The sequence below is a fragment of the Hydrogenophilus thiooxidans genome, assembly GCF_019049855.1.
Classification (GTDB): domain Bacteria; phylum Pseudomonadota; class Gammaproteobacteria; order Burkholderiales; family Rhodocyclaceae; genus Hydrogenophilus; species Hydrogenophilus thiooxidans.
In genome coordinates this window covers 26,324-41,991 of the sequence record NZ_JAHLSY010000006.1, presented here as the reverse complement: position 1 = coordinate 41,991, position 15,668 = coordinate 26,324, and the positions used below count along the sequence as shown (strand labels likewise).

Here is a 15,668-nt window from a genome sequence, read left to right as displayed (position 1 = left end):
GCCACACCTCGCCATTCCCTTCGCACCTTACCCCCCTTGGCTTACCAATTCGCGTTCCCGTTCCCGCCAACGTCCCTCGTCGTCACGGACCAATTCGCGCAGCACGATCCGCCACCGCCGCCCCGCATCGGTTGTTTCGGGTTCGATCGCAACGATTTGGCCAAAGTCTTTGCCCAGATAATTGCCGACCGTCACTCGATACAATTTACCGTCTGGTGCAGCGATCAACCCCCACCGCGCCCCCTTCTGCTCCAAAACCCCGCGCAACGCCAAATCCTCCACCGCAAACGCTTCGAGCGGTTCGCGTGCGCGCGTCCAATCGGGTGCGGGCAATCCGGGATCGACCGCTGCCGCCTCGACTTTGGGGGGTGGCGGCAAGAAGCGCGACAAGGCAAAGGGATCGGGCAAATCATAGGCCGCGTAGGTGAGGGGAACCACGGTGCGCACCTGCGGTAACGGTTTGACCCGCCCTTTGAGCGGCGCAGCCGACTGCTCCATCCACTGCACCAGGTCGTCATTTCCGTCGGGCGGGACCACGAGGCCACAGCCGGCTGCAAGCGCCATCCCCCCCATCACCGCGAACCGACCGCAGAGGGCCAAAAAACGCCTGCTCATCGCCGCTTCCCTCCCGTCTGGGCACCCTTCTGCGAGGCCTGCGCTGCACGCTCCTCCTCATCCAGATAACGATACGCAAAAAGCGTGGCGTCCATCTGCAGGGTTGGATTTTCGGCGGGTTGATTCGCAACGGTCAATTTCACGTCGGCGAACGAGACGACGCGCGGCATCGACGAGACGTCGCTGAGGAACCCGGCGATGCGGTGGTAATCCCCCGTCAACCGGATCGTCACCGGCAATTCGGCATAGAACTCTTTCACACTTTCATTCCCCGGCCGAAAGAGCTCGAACCGCAAACCGCGCTGCAACCCGTAACGGTGGGCCTCTTTCAGCAAACCGTCGACTTCGGCGCGACTGGGAAGACGCTGCAAGAGGTCACCGAATTGTTTTTCCGCTGCTTGCACTTGGTTGCGCAGCAGGGGCAAATTCACTGCAAGCCGCTTCTTCGCCAACCACCGCTCTTTGAGCTCCGGCTCTTTGGCGACCGCCGCTTCGATCGCCGCGATCTGGTCGCTCCACAACAGGTACCATCCCAAAAAGAGGGCCAAAACGAAAGCCACGACCCAAACGGTGACCTGCGGCGCAAGCGGCCACAATCCCGGATCGTTCGGGTCGAGATCGCGAAACTGGGCAGCGAACCGGGCAAATTGCGCCTTCATCGTTCCGTTCCTTCCGTGTGGCTTGTGCGCTGCTCGATCGCGTCTCGGTCGATCGCGACCACCAGCGCGAATCGAACGCCACTTTGCCGGTCGACCTCGGTTGCCTGCGTTTCGATCAAGCGGACGCGATGGAAATCGGGAGAAGACTCCAGCGCGCGCATCAATTCTGAGACCGTGCCGTTGGAGCGCGCGAGACCGCGCAAGGTGACCTCGGCGTCATGACGCTCGAGTTGGGTGAGCGCCACACCCTCGGGTAACAACCGCGGCAGCGCGTCGACGACAGCGATCGGTTCGACGCGCCGCAATTGCAGCGACTCGATCACCTCTTTCCGGGCCAAAATCCCTGCAATCAGAGATTCCAACGACTGAATCTCGGCGATTTGCCGATCGAGCTCAGCACTCTCTCGTTCCAAGAAATGGTTGCGCGCCGTTTGGCGCGCCAAAAGGGAATCGAGCCACCACCACCCGACGGCGACGACGAGCGCGGCGCACAGGGCCACCCCACCCAAACCGAGATAGAAGCGCTGTCGCCGCTGCTCGCGCAGCGCTTCCCGCCACGGCAAAAGGTCGATGTCGATCGAATTCACGCTACCCCCCGCCACGCCAAGCCGGTTGCCAACGCAAATCGCGGCGCAACCGGCAACCACTCCTGCCAACGCGCTGCGACAGAGAGCTTCACCCAGGGGTTGAGCAGCGCCACCGGCGGCGAAACCATGCTTTGCACCGCATCGACCACACCGGGTAGTGCCGCAACGCCACCAGCAATCAGGACCCGATTGATCTGCGCCACCCCTTCGGACGCGGTGAGAAAAAATTTCAGCAGATTGGCAACTTCAAACGCGAATTTCGCCAAAAAGGGTTGCAGCACTTCCGCGTTTGCCGCTTCACTCCATCGATTCGACGAGAGCATCTGAGTAGCCGCCTCGTTCGAACGCAGAAACCGCGCCAAGTCACGGCGAACCCGACCGGCTTCGAACGACTGGCTGCGGTCGAAGCGCCGCTCGCCATTGACCCAGACGACGAGCTCGATCGTCTCTTCACCGGCATCGATGAGCGCCGTGACGCCAGAGAGCAGTTCCGCGCGCAGCGCCGCCCGACGCAATGCCAGACCTTCCACGTCCAGGTGGGCGAGGGCAAACCCCGCCTCTTCGGCAAGGAGCTGCATCGCTTCGACCCGTTCTTGGCGGGTGGCGACGATCACCACCCGTTCGGTCTCCGGTTCGGCGCCAGGCCCGACCACCTGCCAGTCAGCACGCAACTCCTCGACTGGGAAAGGGGACATTCGGGCCAATTCGGCAAGCACCTGCTCTTCCTCTTCCCGTTCGGACAGACCGGCGGGAAAGACGACGCTGCGCTGCATCACCGCGCTATCGGGAAGCGCCATCACTGCCGCTCGGACGCCCCCCAGCATTTGGCCCACCTGCATGAGCGCGCGCACCACCGCCTTTTGATTGCCTACGCCAGCGGCTGAATACCACCCACTTTCACACGGCACGGTGGCAACGCTCGCAAGCGCCACTGCCTCTCGCCGCCGCTCGAGCTTGACTGCTTTGACGGCCGACGGCCCCAAATCGATGCCAACGCCCTCCCCCGTTTTTTGGTGTCGTCCCAACCGCAGCATCGAACGCAACGCCTCCCCTCGATCGATAAAAAACGCGCTTTTGCGGCAGCAAAGCTATAATCGGCGAATCTCCGCCCGCTGTCAAGACAATAGTATGCGTTTGCTCAAATGGACGGCCATCGCGTTTGCGCTCCTCATGACGCCGCTTGCCGTGATCGCCACCACCATCCTCTTTGCGTGGCAGGAGCTACCTGACGTCACGCAACTCGTCGATTATCGCCCCAAAATGCCGTTACGCATCTACGCAAAAAACGGCGAAAAAATCGCGGAATTCGGGGAAGAACGGCGGGTGGTCGTCGAGATTACCGCTGTCCCGGATCATTTGAAAGCCGCGATTCTGGCAGCAGAGGACGAGCACTTCTACGAACACCCTGGCGTCGATCCGCAAGGCATCGTCCGCGCCGCGCTCGCAAACTTCATCACCGGGGCCAAAGCGCAAGGGGGCTCGACGATCACGATGCAAGTGGCGCGCAATTTCTACCTGACGCGCGAAAAGAGCTATTGGCGCAAATTCTACGAAATCCTACTGGCGATCAAATTGGAACGAGAGCTCACCAAAGACCAGATCTTGACGCTCTACATGAACCAAATCTACCTGGGCCACCGCGCTTATGGGTTCGCGGCCGCAGCACAGGTCTATTTCGGCAAGCCGATCCAAGCGCTCACGCTCGCCGAAAGCGCACTCCTAGCGGGTCTTCCCAAAGCACCGTCGCAACTCAACCCCTACCGCAACCCGGATGGCGCATTGGCGCGGCGCGAATATGTGCTGCGGCGCATGCGCGAGGCTGGGTATATCGACGCGACCCAGTACGAACGCGCGAAGGCAGAACCGCTCGCGCTTGCGGGCGGCGCCAAGTTCGATACGGTCACGAGCCCGATCCCGTGGGGCGGCCACGTCGCCGAACTGGTCCGACAAATGATCGTCGATCGCTACGGCGTCGAAACCGCGATGACCGCGGGGCTGCAAGTGTACACGACGGTCGACCCGAAATGGCAGCGGGAAGCCGAAGCCGCCGTGCGCCGTGGGTTGATCGCCTACGACCAGCGCCAAGGCTTTCGCGGGCCGGAAGGTGAAGTTCCTCTTCATCTCTTACAGTCGCGGGACCCTGGGGCGCTTGCGGAAGCGCTCGAAGCCTACCCAGACGCGCCCGAAGCGCTCGCCGCGGTCGTCCTCACCGTCGCACCGAAAGCGATCACGGTCTGGCGCAACGGCAAAACTCTCTCTTTGACCGGCAAAGGGATCGCGTTCCTCGAGCGCGCGCTCGCGCCGCGTGCGCCCGCGACGCTCCAGATTCGTCCCGGCGCCGTGATCCGTATTCGGCAAAACGAGCAAGGGGAATGGGAAGCGACGCAACTGCCCGATGCGCAAGCGGCGCTCGTGGCGCTCGACCCCACCACCGGTGCGGTCCGAGCGCTTGCCGGAAGCTACGATTTCGAACTCGCCAAATTCAATTACGCCACGCAGGGTTTTCGGCAACCGGGATCGGCGTTCAAACCTTTCATCTACTCGGCTGCGCTCGAAAAGGGGTGGATGCCGGGCAGCTGGATCGAGGACGCCCCGATCGTCTTCGGCCCCGAGATCACGGGTAGCAAGGAGTGGGCGCCGAAAAATTACGACGACAAATACGAAGGGTGGATGCGGGTGCGCGATGCGCTTGCCCACTCGAAGAACCTACCGGCGGTGCGGATCCTCCACGACATCACCCCGCAATACGCGCAACAGTGGATTACCCGCTTCGGGTTCGATCCGAAACGGCACCCCCCGTATCTCACCATGGTCCTTGGCGCCGGGGAGACCAGCCCGTGGACGTTGGCGCGTGCCTACGCGGTCTTCGCAAACGGGGGGTATCTGATCGAGCCCTACCTGATCGAGGAGATTCGCGACGGACAAGGAACGCTGCTTTGGAAAGCGCAGCCCCCATTGGCCGGGGATGAGCGCCTGCGGGCGATTCCAGCACGCAATGCCTGGTTGATCGATTCGATGCTCCACACCGTGGTCGAACGGGGCACGGGCGCCGCAGCGCGACGTGCCCTCAAACGCAACGACCTCGCGGGCAAAACGGGCACCACCAACGACGCGGTCGACGCCTGGTTCGCCGGCTACCACCCGAGCCTCGTTGCGGTCACCTGGGTGGGCTACCCCCAGCCCAAACCGCTCGGCAAACGGGAGACCGGTGGCCGGGCGGCACTGCCGATCTGGATCGACTTCATGCAGACGGCGCTTGCGGGCGTTCCGGAAACCTATTTGCCGATGCCATCGGGAATCACGACCACGATCCTCGACGGCCGACCCGAGTACTATTACACCGAACTGTCGCCGCCCGATCCCTATCCTCCTACGCCCAACGGGGAAGGCGGCGAGGGGGGGAACCCGGGGCTGCTACCCACCACTCCCGAAACGCCCCCCAGTGAGCGCACGCCCTATGCGCCGATCTTGGAGCGCTCTTTCCTCAACTAAGAAGGATCCAGTACCGCCATGGGACAACGTTTCGTCAGCTATAAACACCATTTCCTGGTCGCGATGCCTGAGCTCAACGACCCCAATTTTCGCCAGACGGTGGTCTATCTGGTCGAACACCACCCTCAAGGCGCGATGGGGTTGATCATCAACCGTCCCACCGAAATCACCCTGGGGCAGCTCTTCGAGCGGGTCGAAGCGGGCGCGGTGAACCCCCTCGTTGCCGACGCACCGGTGTTCTACGGTGGGCCGGTCGCGACCGAACGCGGATTCGTCCTGCATCGCCCCAGTGGCGAATGGGCGGGCTCGATGACGCTACCCGACGAAATGGCGCTCACCTCGTCGCGGGACATCTTGCCGAGCTTGGGCGACACGAACGCGGTCCGCGACTTCCTGGTCTTACTGGGACACGCCGGCTGGGGGGAAGGTCAGCTGGAAAGCGAAATCGCCCGAAACGACTGGTTGACCGTCCCCGCCAACCCTGAGATCATCTTTTCCACGCCACCCGAAGCGCGCTATCAGGCAGCGCTCGCGCTGCTCGGCGTGCGCCCGGGCTTCTTGGTCGGAGGCGCCGGGCATGGCTGAGCGCGCGCGCGCCCCTAGCGTTGGCGTCTGGCTCGGGATCGACTACGGCAACGCGCGGATTGGGGTTGCGGTTGCCACACTGCCCGTTGCGATCGCGACCCCCTTGACCACACTGGCCGCGCAGCCCGAAGGCCGTTTCTGGGACGCATTCGACGCTTTCGTCGCCGAATGGCAGCCCAAGGGGTTCGTGGTGGGGTGGCCGCCCGCACCCGCAACTGGGGACCCCCACCCGATGCATCCCGCGATCACTGCGTTTGCGAACACCCTCACCGCGCGTTACGCCAAACCCATCTACTGGGTCGATGAGTCACTCACTTCGGCACACGCCGAACAGCTCCTGCGCGAAACGGGCAAACGCCGCTGGCAAGCGCGCAAAGCGCGCCTCGACGCCGTAGCCGCCGCGCTCATCCTGCAAACCTTCTGCGACGGTCACGCCACCGTCCACCCTTCGGGAGCACTCGCTCATGCATACGGAACGCCTTACGATACCGCCACCCCCTGACGCGGAGACGCTCTACCGCGAACTCGAGCGCGCGGTTGCGCCGTACCGCGATGCCTTCGACGCGTTCGTCGGCATCCACGCGGGCGGCAGCTGGATCGCCAAACGGCTGCGCGCTGCGCTCGCGCCAACGCTCCCCCTTGGGGTGATCGACGTGTCGTTCTACCGCGACGATCTGGCGCAACGGGGTCTGGGGCGGCGTGACGTTCGCCCCAGCGAACTCCCGTTCCCAGTCGAAGGGGCACGGATTCTGCTGATCGACGACGTGCTCTACACCGGACGGACGGTGCGCGCGGCGATCAACGAGCTCTTCGACTACGGCCGCCCGGCGTGCGTACGGCTTGCGGCACTCGCCGATCGCGGCGGTAGGGAACTACCGATCTGCGCCGACTTTTGCCCCTGGCGCAGTCCAACCCCCCTTGCCGCCCACGTGCGGCTCGAACTCATCGTTACCCACCAAGAGACCTTTCGTTGGGAGCTCGTTGCATGACGTCACTCCAACTCACCCCCGACGGGCGCCTGCGTCACCTCTTGACGCTCGATGGGCTACCCGAACCGATCCTACAGCAGATCTTTTCGTTGGCCGACTCGTTCTTGGAGGTCTCCGAACGCGCGGTGAAAAAAGTGCCGCTTTTGCGCGGCAAGAGCGTCTTCAACATTTTCTTCGAAAATTCGACCCGCACCCGCACCACCTTCGAGATCGCTGCCACGCGTCTTTCTGCCGACGTCATCAACCTCAATATCGCCACGAGCAGCACGGCGAAGGGGGAGTCGCTCCTGGACACCATCGACAACCTCTGCGCGATGATGGCCGACATGTTCGTGATCCGTCACGCCGCAAGCGGCGCCCCGGTGCGCATCGCGCAACACCTCGCTGAACGGGGGCTCGATCACGTGAGCGTGCTCAACGCCGGCGACGGCCGCCATGCCCACCCCACCCAGGGGCTACTCGACATGTACACCATCCGCCACTACAAGAAAGACTTCACCCGCCTCACTGTCGCGGTGGTCGGTGACGTCCTCCACTCCCGCGTCGCGCGCTCGGAGATCGCGGCGCTCACCACCTTGGGCGTTCCCGAAGTGCGCGTCGCCGGCCCGAAAACGCTGCTGCCGAAAGCGCTCGGCGAACTGGGCGTACGGGTCACCCACGACCTCGACGAGGCGCTCGACGGCGTCGACGTGATCATGATGCTGCGGCTGCAAAATGAGCGCATGCACGGCTCCTTCATCGCCACCACTGCCGAATACCACGAATGCTGGGGGCTCACTCCCGAGCGGCTCAAACGGGCGAAACCCGACGCGATCGTGATGCACCCAGGCCCGATGAACCGTGGCGTGGAGATCGCCTCGAGCGTCGCCGACGGCCCCCAAGCGGTGATCCTGCCACAAGTCACGTTTGGGATTGCGATTCGCATGGCCGTCTTCACCCTATTGGCGGGCGTTGCCCCGGGAGGTCTTACATGAAGTGGATGATCACCAACGCCTACCTCGTCGACCCCGCGTCGGGGCGGGAAGGGTACGGAGCGGTTGCGATCGCCGACGGCCGCATCGTGGCGATTCAAGAACACCCAGCCGATTCTCCTACCGCTCCGACAATCCCCGGTTTTACCCCGGATCGGATCTGGGACGCAGAGCGGCGCGTGCTGGCCCCGGCTTTGGTCGACACCTACGCGCACCTCACCGGTCCGGTGCTCGAGCAACAAACCCGCTTGGAGCGGGAATTGCGCGGTGCTGCCGCCGGCGGGATCGGCCACCTGGTGGTGGCGCCCGATACCGCCCCGCCGCTTGACGAACCGGGGTTGGTCGAAATGCTGCTCGAGCGCGCGCGTCGCGCCGCGATCACCGACACTCTGCCGCTGGGGGCACTCACCGTCGGCCTCAAAGGCGAGCAACTCGCGGAGATGGCGCGCCTTACTGCCGCTGGTTGCATCGCGTTCTCGCAAGGCGATCGCCCGATGCGCGACACGCTGGCATTGCTGCGGGCGATGCAGTACGCCGCCAGCTTCGACCTGCCCGTCTGGCTCACCGCCACCGACCCCGACCTCAGCCTACCGGGTGGCGCCCACGACGGCGTCGTTGCCGCCCGCCTGGGGCTACCGCCGATTCCCGTCGCGGCGGAGACGGTCGCGCTCACGCGGCTTATCGAACTCGCGGCCGAAGCAGGGGTTCGGCTCCACGTGGTCAATCTCTCGAGCGAACGCAGCGTCGCGCTGCTCCGCCGCGCGAAAGAGGAAGGGTTACCCATCTCGGCAAGCGTCTCGGCGCTCCATTTGACGATGACCGAACGCGACATCGGAGCGTTCGATACCAACGCCCATGTGATTCCGCCGCTGCGCAGCAGCCGCGACCGGGAAGCGCTCGCCGCTGCAGTTGCCGACGGTACGATCGACGTCATCACCTCAAACCACACGACCGTGGGTCGTGACGCGAAAGCCTACCCCTTTTCGGAGAGCGCCCCCGGGGCCGCAGGCTTCGAAACGCTCCTGCCGCTCGTACTGCGCTGGGGCGAATCGCAGGGGCTTTCGCTTGCCCAGACGCTTGCCCCAGTGAGCAGTCGCGCCGCCGCGCTCGTCGATAACGACGAATGGGGGCGGCTTGCAGTCGGCGCCCCGGCAGACCTTATGCTTTTCGATCCCGACGAACCGTGGATCGTCGACGCCCAGTCGCTCGTTGGGCCTGCGCACAACACGCCGTGGTGGGGTCTGCCGCTCACGGGTCGCGTCACCCACCTGATGCGGCGCGGCGTCTTCGTCTTCGAACGCGCAGCCGAACCGTTCAGAAATTGAGCGAATCGTAAAGGCGCGTGCGTCCGGTGAGCTCCACGGTCACCTCATTGGGCGCGCAGATCGCAGCGCTCCCAGCGCGCGTCAGCCACCCTTGCTGGACGCAGATCTGCCGTGGTCCCGGGTCGCGCACCACCCGCGCACGCCCCGGCGCGATTGCGATCACCGTGACACCCAACGCGCCGACTACCTCAATGGTTTGGGGGTGGTCGAGGGGATACGTTCCGACGACACGGCCCGCCACACGCACCACCGCGTGGGTGGGTGCCCCCGCCTGCAATAGCCACGTCAGCGACGCGACCACCGCCGCGACGCCAATCGCGAGAGCCCCCCAGTCCCCGGGACGCAACAGGTGCTGCCACCCGCGCCACGTCGCGTGCCGCATTGCCGTGTGTCCCACCACCACGGTCAATGCGGGAACAGCTCACCCAAACGGGTCAGAATCGCGGCACGCTCGTTCGCGTCACAACGCAACAACACCCGCTTGGTTCGAGACGTGTCGCCACCGACCAAAGTCACTGCGCTCGGACGCAGGGCAAAGGTTTCGGCCAAAAAAGCGCTGAGCGCTGCATTCGCCTTCCCCTCCACAGGGGGCGCCGCGATCCGCACTTTGAGCGCATCGCCGTGGCGCCCGGCCCAAGCGCTGCGCTTTGCGCCGGGCTGCACATGTAGGAACAACAACACCCCTTCTGGATGCATCTGCCAACCCGGCACGTCATCCCCCCACGGATGCCGCCAACAAGCCGCGCACGACCATGAATCGGAGCTCACCGCCAACGATCGCGAGCAGGTTGAGCGCAAGGAAGAGGATCACCGGACTGAGGTCGACCCCGCCGATCGTCGGCACGAAACGGCGGATCGGATCGAGGAAGGGATCGGCAAGCGCGTGGAGCACCGGCGCAAGCGGAGCATTGGGCTGTAACCAGGTGAGCAACGCCGAAACCAGCACGACCCAAAAAACCAGGTACCCCAGGACATAGAGGGTCTCGAGCGCCCCGCCCACCACCATCACCCCCAGAGCGCCAAAAAGCGGCAGGCTGGGCAGATGGCCCAACACCGCGAACTTGAGGCCAATCAACACCATTTGGCTCACCCACGCCAAGAGCACGCAGCTCCAGTCAAGCCGCGCCCGCGGCAACAGGCGTCGCACCGGCCGCGCCGCCCATTCGGTGAGGGTGAGCACGAACGCGCCACCCGGCAGAAAGAACGAAATTCGCCGCCAGCGCATCAAGAACGCAATCCAAAAGAGGGCCGAAAGCCCGTTGAAAACCGTTCCGAAAATGAGGTCGAAGAGTTGCCCGAACGCCATTTACGCTCCTTTCGCGAGCGCTTGCGCGCGCTGGTACGCCGCTGCAACCGCAGTCTCGAGAATGCGGTCCCACTCGCGCGCGCGCAACACCTCCAGCGCCGCGGCAGTAGTTCCGCCCGGTGAAGTGACACGGGCACGCAACACGTCCAAGGGGTCCGCACTCGCGTCGGCAAGTTTCGCAGCGCCCAGTAGGGTCCCGACCGCCAAACGGCGCGCCACGTCGGCGGGTAACCCCAGCTCGACACCCGCGCGGGCGAGCGCTTCCATGAAGAGGAACCCGTACGCTGGACCGCTGCCGGAGACCGCGGTCACCGCGTCGATTACCGCTTCGCTCTCCACCCAGACCACCTCACCCACCGCTTCCATCACCTTCTGCGCCGACTGCCGTGCGGTCGCGCTTACCGTCGGCGGGGCATAGAGCCCGCTCATTCCTGCCCCCACCAACGCCGGGGTGTTGGGCATCGCGCGGATGATCGGCGCTGCTTCCCTGAGCAAGTCGGCGATCCGCGCGATCGGCACCCCCGCCATGATCGACAAGACGGGCGTGCGCCCGACCCGCCCCGCAAGCGGCGCGAGCGCAGCGGCAACCACCTGGGGTTTGACGGCAAGCACGATCAGATCGGTTTCGAAAAAGGGGTCATCCACCACCGCAAGCGCCTGCACACCGTAGCGACTCGCGAGCGCCGCGCGGCGATCGGGGTTGGGATCGACGACGTGGATCCGTTTCGCGTCGGTCACGCGTCGATCAACCAGCCCACCCAGGATCGCTTCGGCCATATTGCCGCCCCCCAAAAAACTCAACCGCATGTTTTTGCTCCTTCTCCTGACGCGTCTCCACCCCCCTTCGGCCGTGGTGTTTTGCGCGGCCTGGGTCCAAAAAGGGCGCTACCGATGCGCAGATGGGTCGCCCCTTCGGCAAGCGCCACTGACCAGTCGCTACTCATCCCCATCGACAGCGCCCATACGGGCAAGCCTTCGCGCTGCAACGTGTCGCGCAGTTCCCGCACCGTTCGAAAGCGGCGCGCAAGCAGTTCGGGATCGGCGCTCGGCTCGGGGATCGTCATCAATCCCACCAGGTTGAGCTGCGGCAGGTGCGCGATCGCTTTCGCAAGCGCCACCACCGCTTCTGGCGCGACACCGGCTTTGCTCGCCTCCCCACTCACATTCACCTGCACCATCACGTTGAGCGGGCCGCGCGCGGGATCCCGCTGCTCGGCAAAGCGCTGCGCCACTTCCAGGCGGTCGAGCGAATGGACCCAGTCGAACGCCGCGGCGATCGCCCGCGTTTTGTTGCGTTGAATCGGTCCGATGAAATGCCATTCGATCGGCAGATCGGCAAGTTCCGCCTGTTTGGCGACCGCCTCCTGCACGTAGTTTTCGCCGAAGACGCGCAACCCTGCGGCAAACGCGGCACGGATCGCGGCAGCTGGCTGCGTTTTACTCACCGCCACCAGCGTCACCGTTGCCGGATCCCGCCCCAGGCGCGCTGCCGCTTCGGCGATTTGCGCCCGCACCGCGGCGACCCGTGCGGCGATCGCGGCTGCGGCGTCCTCACTCATACCGTGCATACTGCTCCGTTTCGTCGATCGTTTGCGACCGCAACGAGTATAGCACCGACAAATTGCGCTACCATAGCGGGACCAGATGCGGGAGACTGCTCGATGGACATCGCCGAACTGCTTGCATTTGCGGTCAAGAACAAAGCATCAGACCTTCACCTTTCGGCGGGGTTACCGCCGTTGCTGCGCATCCACGGCGACATCCGGCGCGTCAATCTGCCGGCGCTTACCGACGCCGACGTCAAGGCGCTCGTCTATGACATCATGACCGACGCGCAACGCAAAGCGTTCGAAGCCCATTTCGAAGCCGACTTCTCGTTTGAGATTCCGAAACTGGCGCGCTTTCGGGTCAACGCCTTCATGCAAAGCCGCGGCATGGGCGCAGTCTTTCGCACCATTCCCAGCAAAGTGCTCACCCTCGAAGAGCTCGACGCCCCGGCGGTCTTCAAGACGATCTGCGACCAGCCGCGCGGCATCGTGCTCGTCACCGGCCCCACCGGTTCTGGGAAATCAACGACGCTGGCGGCGATGATCGACTACCTCAACACCACGCAGCCGCTTCATATCCTCACCATCGAAGATCCGATCGAGTTCGTGCACGAAGCGAAAAAATCGCTCATCAACCAGCGTGAGGTCCATCGCGACACCCTCTCGTTCGAGAACGCGCTCCGTTCGGCGCTGCGCGAAGACCCGGATGTGATCCTGGTGGGGGAGATGCGGGACCTCGAAACGATTCGGCTCGCACTGACTGCCGCCGAAACCGGCCACCTGGTCTTCGGGACGCTACACACCTCGTCAGCGGCAAAGACGATCGACCGAATCGTCGACGTCTTCCCCGCTGCCGAAAAAGAGATGGTGCGCGCGATGCTCTCCGAATCGCTGCGCGCGGTGATTGCGCAAGTGCTTTTGAAGCGGCGTGACGGCAGCGGGCGCGTCGCCGCGCACGAAATCATGATCGGCACGCCTGCGATTCGCAACCTCATCCGCGAAAACAAGATCGCGCAGATGTACTCGATCATCCAGACGAGCCAAGCGTTGGGAATGCAGACGCTCGACCAGTCGCTGCAACAATTGGTCGCGCGCCATCTCGTTGCGCCCGACGAAGCGCGCGCCTATGCCGTGAACAAAGACGCATTCCGTTGATCCCCCAAGGAGCCCCTCGATGCAGCGCGACCAAGCGTTGACCTTCACCATCGATCTTCTCCGGCGGGTCAAAGAGCGCAACGGCTCCGACCTCTTCATCGCCCCCGATTTCCCCCCCGCGATCAAGATCGACGGGGCGCTTCAGCCGCAATCGAGCCAGCCGCTTACTGCCGCCCATACGCAGGCGATCGCCCGCGCGGTGATGAACGACCGCCAAGCCGCCGAATTCGAAGCCACGAAAGAGTGCAATTTCGCGATATCCCCCGCCAACATCGGCCGCTTCCGGGTAAACGCCTACCGCGCCAAAGGGGGGGTGTCGCTCGTCTTTCGCACGATCCCCGACACCATCCCAACCCTAGATGAACTGCGCCTGCCCGCTGTCCTCAAAGAGGTAGCGATGGTCAAACGCGGGCTCGTGATCTTCGTCGGCGGCACCGGTACGGGGAAATCGACTTCGCTTGCGGCGCTCATCGATTGGCGCAACGAGCACAGCCGCGGCCACATCATCACCATCGAAGATCCGATCGAATTCGTCCACTCCCATAAGAAATGCCTGGTGTCGCAGCGCGAGATTGGAATCGACACCGACAGTTGGGAAGTGGCGCTCAAAAATACGCTGCGGCAAGCGCCCGACGTGATCATGATGGGCGAGATCCGCGACCGTGAAACGATGGAGTTTGCGATCGCCTTTGCCGAAACGGGGCACCTCTGCTTGGCGACGCTGCACGCAAACAGCACCAACCAGGCGCTCGATCGCATCATCAACTTTTTCCCCGAAGACCGGCGACAACAGCTGCTGATGGACCTGTCGCTCAACCTCAAAGCGATCGTCTCGCAGCGGCTCCTGCCGCGCGCAACTGGCTCTGGGCGCGTCGCTGCGGTTGAGATCCTCCTCAACACACCGCTCATTGCCGAACTGATCTTCAAAGGGAACGTCCCTGAAATCAAAGAGGTGATGAAGCGATCGCGTGAGCTGGGGATGCAGACCTTCGACCAGGCCCTTTTCGACCTTTACGAAGCGGGGCTGATCCGGTACGAAGACGCACTGCGTTACGCCGATTCGGTCAATGACCTGCGCATCCAGATCAAACTCCACAGCAAACGCCCCGACAAACCGGAAGTGGAAGTCCCAGAAGGGCTCGATATCGTGTAAAAGGGGGCCTCTGCCACGCTCAGCACCCACCCGCTGCTCATGCAACGGGGCAACGAGCGCCCTCTTTGAGCGAACCGGCAACGATCGGATAGCGCAGCAGCACGCAGCGCAATTGCCCGTTGTCGAGGTGCCACTTCGCCGCTGGCCGTAAGCCGATGCGCTTGGCGAATCGTGGGTCGGCAGTCAAGAAGTGGGCCGTCCAACCCGCCCAGCGCCGTTTGAGAGCGTTGCCCAAGAGCGGGTACCACGCCGCGAGCGCTTCGGTTTCGGCCAAACGGACGCCATAAGGGGGATTGGACACCCAATAGCCCGGCGGTACTTCGGACGGCGGCTCGAGCGCCTCTGCTGCGGCAACCTCCCACTCGATCGGTAGCGGCGTTTCCACTGCGGCTTCGAGCCTCTGCCAATTGTGCTGCGCTGCGGCAATCTGCCGCGGATCGGCGTCGGCAGCAAAGAGGCGCGGCTCCGTGCGGTTTGCCCGCAGCGTCGCGATGTGCCGGGCGGTCTCGATCCGTAAGGTGTTGCGAAGCTGCGCCCAGGCCTGACGGTCGAGCCCGTGCCACTGTTCGAACGCAAACGCGCGAAAAAGCCCCGGGGGAATCGCATAGGCGCGCATCGCCGCTTCCAATAAGAACGTCCCGCTGCCACACATCGGGTCGATCAGCGGCAACGTGGGTGTCCACCCGATCACCTGCAAAATCCCGGCAGCCAGGTTCTCTTTGAGCGGTGCCAGGGTCTTTGCTGACTTGAACCCGCGCTGCGTAAGCGGCGCGCCGCTCGTATCCCAATAGAAGGTCGCCCCCCGTTCGTCGAGAAAGACCACGACCCGGAACGTCGGATCGTGTTTGTCGACGCTGGGGCGGCGACCGCACTGGGCGCGGAGTGCGTCGCAGATCGCGTCTTTCACCCGCAGCGTGAGAAAAGGAACCGCGTCGGTGCATGCCGCTCGCGTCACGGTGAGATCGACACGCAGCCGCGCATCGGGCGATATCCATTTCGACCACGCAATGGTTCGCGCCAAGCGGTAGAGCGCCGCCCCCTCTTCGCCACGCCGCCTGCCGTGCGGCAACGCACCGCCCCCCAACGCGACCAACACCCGCGTTGCGATCCGGCTGGTGAGGCTTACCCGCATGAGAACCGGCCAATCCCCGGTAAAAGCGACACCGCCCGGGCGCATTGCGATCTCGATAGCCCCCGCCGCGGTCAATTCGTCACTCAGAAACGGCTCCATCCCGCGCGGGCACGGCGCAAAGGCGCGCAACCGATTCGACACGACGCCCTTCC

18 protein-coding genes are annotated in these 15,668 nt (G+C 64.1%); 8 read left to right on the top strand and 10 right to left on the bottom strand.

What is annotated here, in order from left to right; all coding sequences use genetic code 11:
- Positions 1-27: 27 nt before the first annotated feature.
- From KUL93_RS04405 to pilM, 4 genes are read right to left on the bottom strand one after another with little or no spacing between them, the layout of a single operon-like run.
- On the bottom strand, positions 28-615 hold the full coding sequence (locus KUL93_RS04405; protein ID WP_217125886.1) for a pilus assembly protein PilP: 588 nt from the start codon (positions 613-615) through the stop codon (positions 28-30).
- Entirely contained in the window at positions 612-1,274 is a 663-nt protein-coding gene (locus KUL93_RS04400; RefSeq protein ID WP_217125885.1) for a type IV pilus inner membrane component PilO, read from the bottom strand. Before KUL93_RS04400 ends, KUL93_RS04405 begins: the two co-directional genes overlap by 4 nt.
- Positions 1,271-1,861 (bottom strand): PilN domain-containing protein, encoded by a 591-nt coding sequence (locus tag KUL93_RS11695; RefSeq protein WP_217125884.1) that lies wholly within the window; start codon positions 1,859-1,861, stop codon positions 1,271-1,273. Before KUL93_RS11695 ends, KUL93_RS04400 begins: the two co-directional genes overlap by 4 nt.
- Positions 1,858-2,895 (bottom strand): type IV pilus biogenesis protein PilM, encoded by a 1,038-nt coding sequence (pilM, locus tag KUL93_RS04390; RefSeq protein WP_249419256.1) that lies wholly within the window; start codon positions 2,893-2,895, stop codon positions 1,858-1,860. Before pilM ends, KUL93_RS11695 begins: the two co-directional genes overlap by 4 nt.
- A gap of 94 nt (positions 2,896-2,989) precedes the next feature.
- Here pilM and KUL93_RS04385 point away from each other — a divergent pair, with 94 nt between their 5' ends.
- Genes KUL93_RS04385 through KUL93_RS04360 form a run of 6 tightly spaced genes read left to right on the top strand, consistent with a single transcriptional unit; the run spans position 2,990 to position 9,223 of the window.
- Positions 2,990-5,353, top strand: coding sequence for a penicillin-binding protein 1A (locus tag KUL93_RS04385; protein WP_217125882.1), 2,364 nt, complete (start codon positions 2,990-2,992; stop codon positions 5,351-5,353).
- An 18-nt stretch (positions 5,354-5,371) separates the two neighbouring features.
- Entirely contained in the window at positions 5,372-5,938 is a 567-nt protein-coding gene (locus KUL93_RS04380) for a YqgE/AlgH family protein (protein WP_217125881.1), read from the top strand.
- On the top strand, positions 5,931-6,440 hold the full coding sequence (gene ruvX, locus KUL93_RS04375) for a Holliday junction resolvase RuvX (RefSeq protein WP_217125880.1): 510 nt from the start codon (positions 5,931-5,933) through the stop codon (positions 6,438-6,440). The genes KUL93_RS04380 and ruvX overlap by 8 nt, the downstream gene beginning before the upstream one ends.
- Positions 6,403-6,927, top strand: a complete 525-nt coding sequence (gene pyrR / locus KUL93_RS04370; RefSeq protein WP_217125879.1) for a bifunctional pyr operon transcriptional regulator/uracil phosphoribosyltransferase PyrR — start codon at positions 6,403-6,405, stop codon at positions 6,925-6,927. The genes ruvX and pyrR overlap by 38 nt, the downstream gene beginning before the upstream one ends.
- On the top strand, positions 6,924-7,901 hold the full coding sequence (locus KUL93_RS04365; RefSeq protein WP_217125878.1) for an aspartate carbamoyltransferase catalytic subunit: 978 nt from the start codon (positions 6,924-6,926) through the stop codon (positions 7,899-7,901). Before pyrR ends, KUL93_RS04365 begins: the two co-directional genes overlap by 4 nt.
- Positions 7,898-9,223, top strand: coding sequence for a dihydroorotase (locus tag KUL93_RS04360; RefSeq protein WP_217125877.1), 1,326 nt, complete (start codon positions 7,898-7,900; stop codon positions 9,221-9,223). The genes KUL93_RS04365 and KUL93_RS04360 overlap by 4 nt, the downstream gene beginning before the upstream one ends.
- Here KUL93_RS04360 and KUL93_RS04355 read toward each other — a convergent pair.
- The 5 genes from KUL93_RS04355 to KUL93_RS04335 are packed head-to-tail and all read right to left on the bottom strand — an operon-like array spanning position 9,213 to position 12,088.
- Entirely contained in the window at positions 9,213-9,605 is a 393-nt protein-coding gene (locus KUL93_RS04355) for a NusG domain II-containing protein (RefSeq protein WP_217125876.1), read from the bottom strand. The two genes, KUL93_RS04360 and KUL93_RS04355, sit on opposite strands and share 11 nt — an antisense overlap.
- 23 nt (positions 9,606-9,628) lie before the next feature.
- Positions 9,629-9,919, bottom strand: a complete 291-nt coding sequence (locus KUL93_RS04350) for a DUF167 domain-containing protein (protein WP_249419254.1) — start codon at positions 9,917-9,919, stop codon at positions 9,629-9,631.
- 16 nt (positions 9,920-9,935) lie between these two features.
- A complete protein-coding gene (locus KUL93_RS04345) occupies positions 9,936-10,529 on the bottom strand; it encodes a YggT family protein (RefSeq protein WP_217125874.1) in 594 nt (197 codons plus the stop codon).
- Positions 10,530-11,336 (bottom strand): pyrroline-5-carboxylate reductase, encoded by an 807-nt coding sequence (gene proC / locus KUL93_RS04340; RefSeq protein WP_217125873.1) that lies wholly within the window; start codon positions 11,334-11,336, stop codon positions 10,530-10,532. It lies immediately after the preceding gene.
- Entirely contained in the window at positions 11,327-12,088 is a 762-nt protein-coding gene (locus KUL93_RS04335; RefSeq protein ID WP_217125872.1) for a YggS family pyridoxal phosphate-dependent enzyme, read from the bottom strand. The genes proC and KUL93_RS04335 overlap by 10 nt, the downstream gene beginning before the upstream one ends.
- Before the next feature lie 102 nt (positions 12,089-12,190).
- Between KUL93_RS04335 and KUL93_RS04330 the strand changes: the two genes are divergently transcribed.
- Both KUL93_RS04330 and KUL93_RS04325 read left to right on the top strand, forming a co-directional pair.
- On the top strand, positions 12,191-13,231 hold the full coding sequence (locus tag KUL93_RS04330; RefSeq protein WP_217125871.1) for a type IV pilus twitching motility protein PilT: 1,041 nt from the start codon (positions 12,191-12,193) through the stop codon (positions 13,229-13,231).
- A 19-nt stretch (positions 13,232-13,250) separates the two neighbouring features.
- On the top strand, positions 13,251-14,384 hold the full coding sequence (locus KUL93_RS04325) for a PilT/PilU family type 4a pilus ATPase (protein ID WP_217125870.1): 1,134 nt from the start codon (positions 13,251-13,253) through the stop codon (positions 14,382-14,384).
- A 37-nt stretch (positions 14,385-14,421) separates the two neighbouring features.
- Here the strand turns inward: KUL93_RS04325 and KUL93_RS04320 are convergent, their stop codons facing one another.
- Entirely contained in the window at positions 14,422-15,657 is a 1,236-nt protein-coding gene (locus KUL93_RS04320; RefSeq protein WP_217125869.1) for a THUMP domain-containing class I SAM-dependent RNA methyltransferase, read from the bottom strand.
- Between the last annotated feature and the right edge of the window lie 11 nt (positions 15,658-15,668).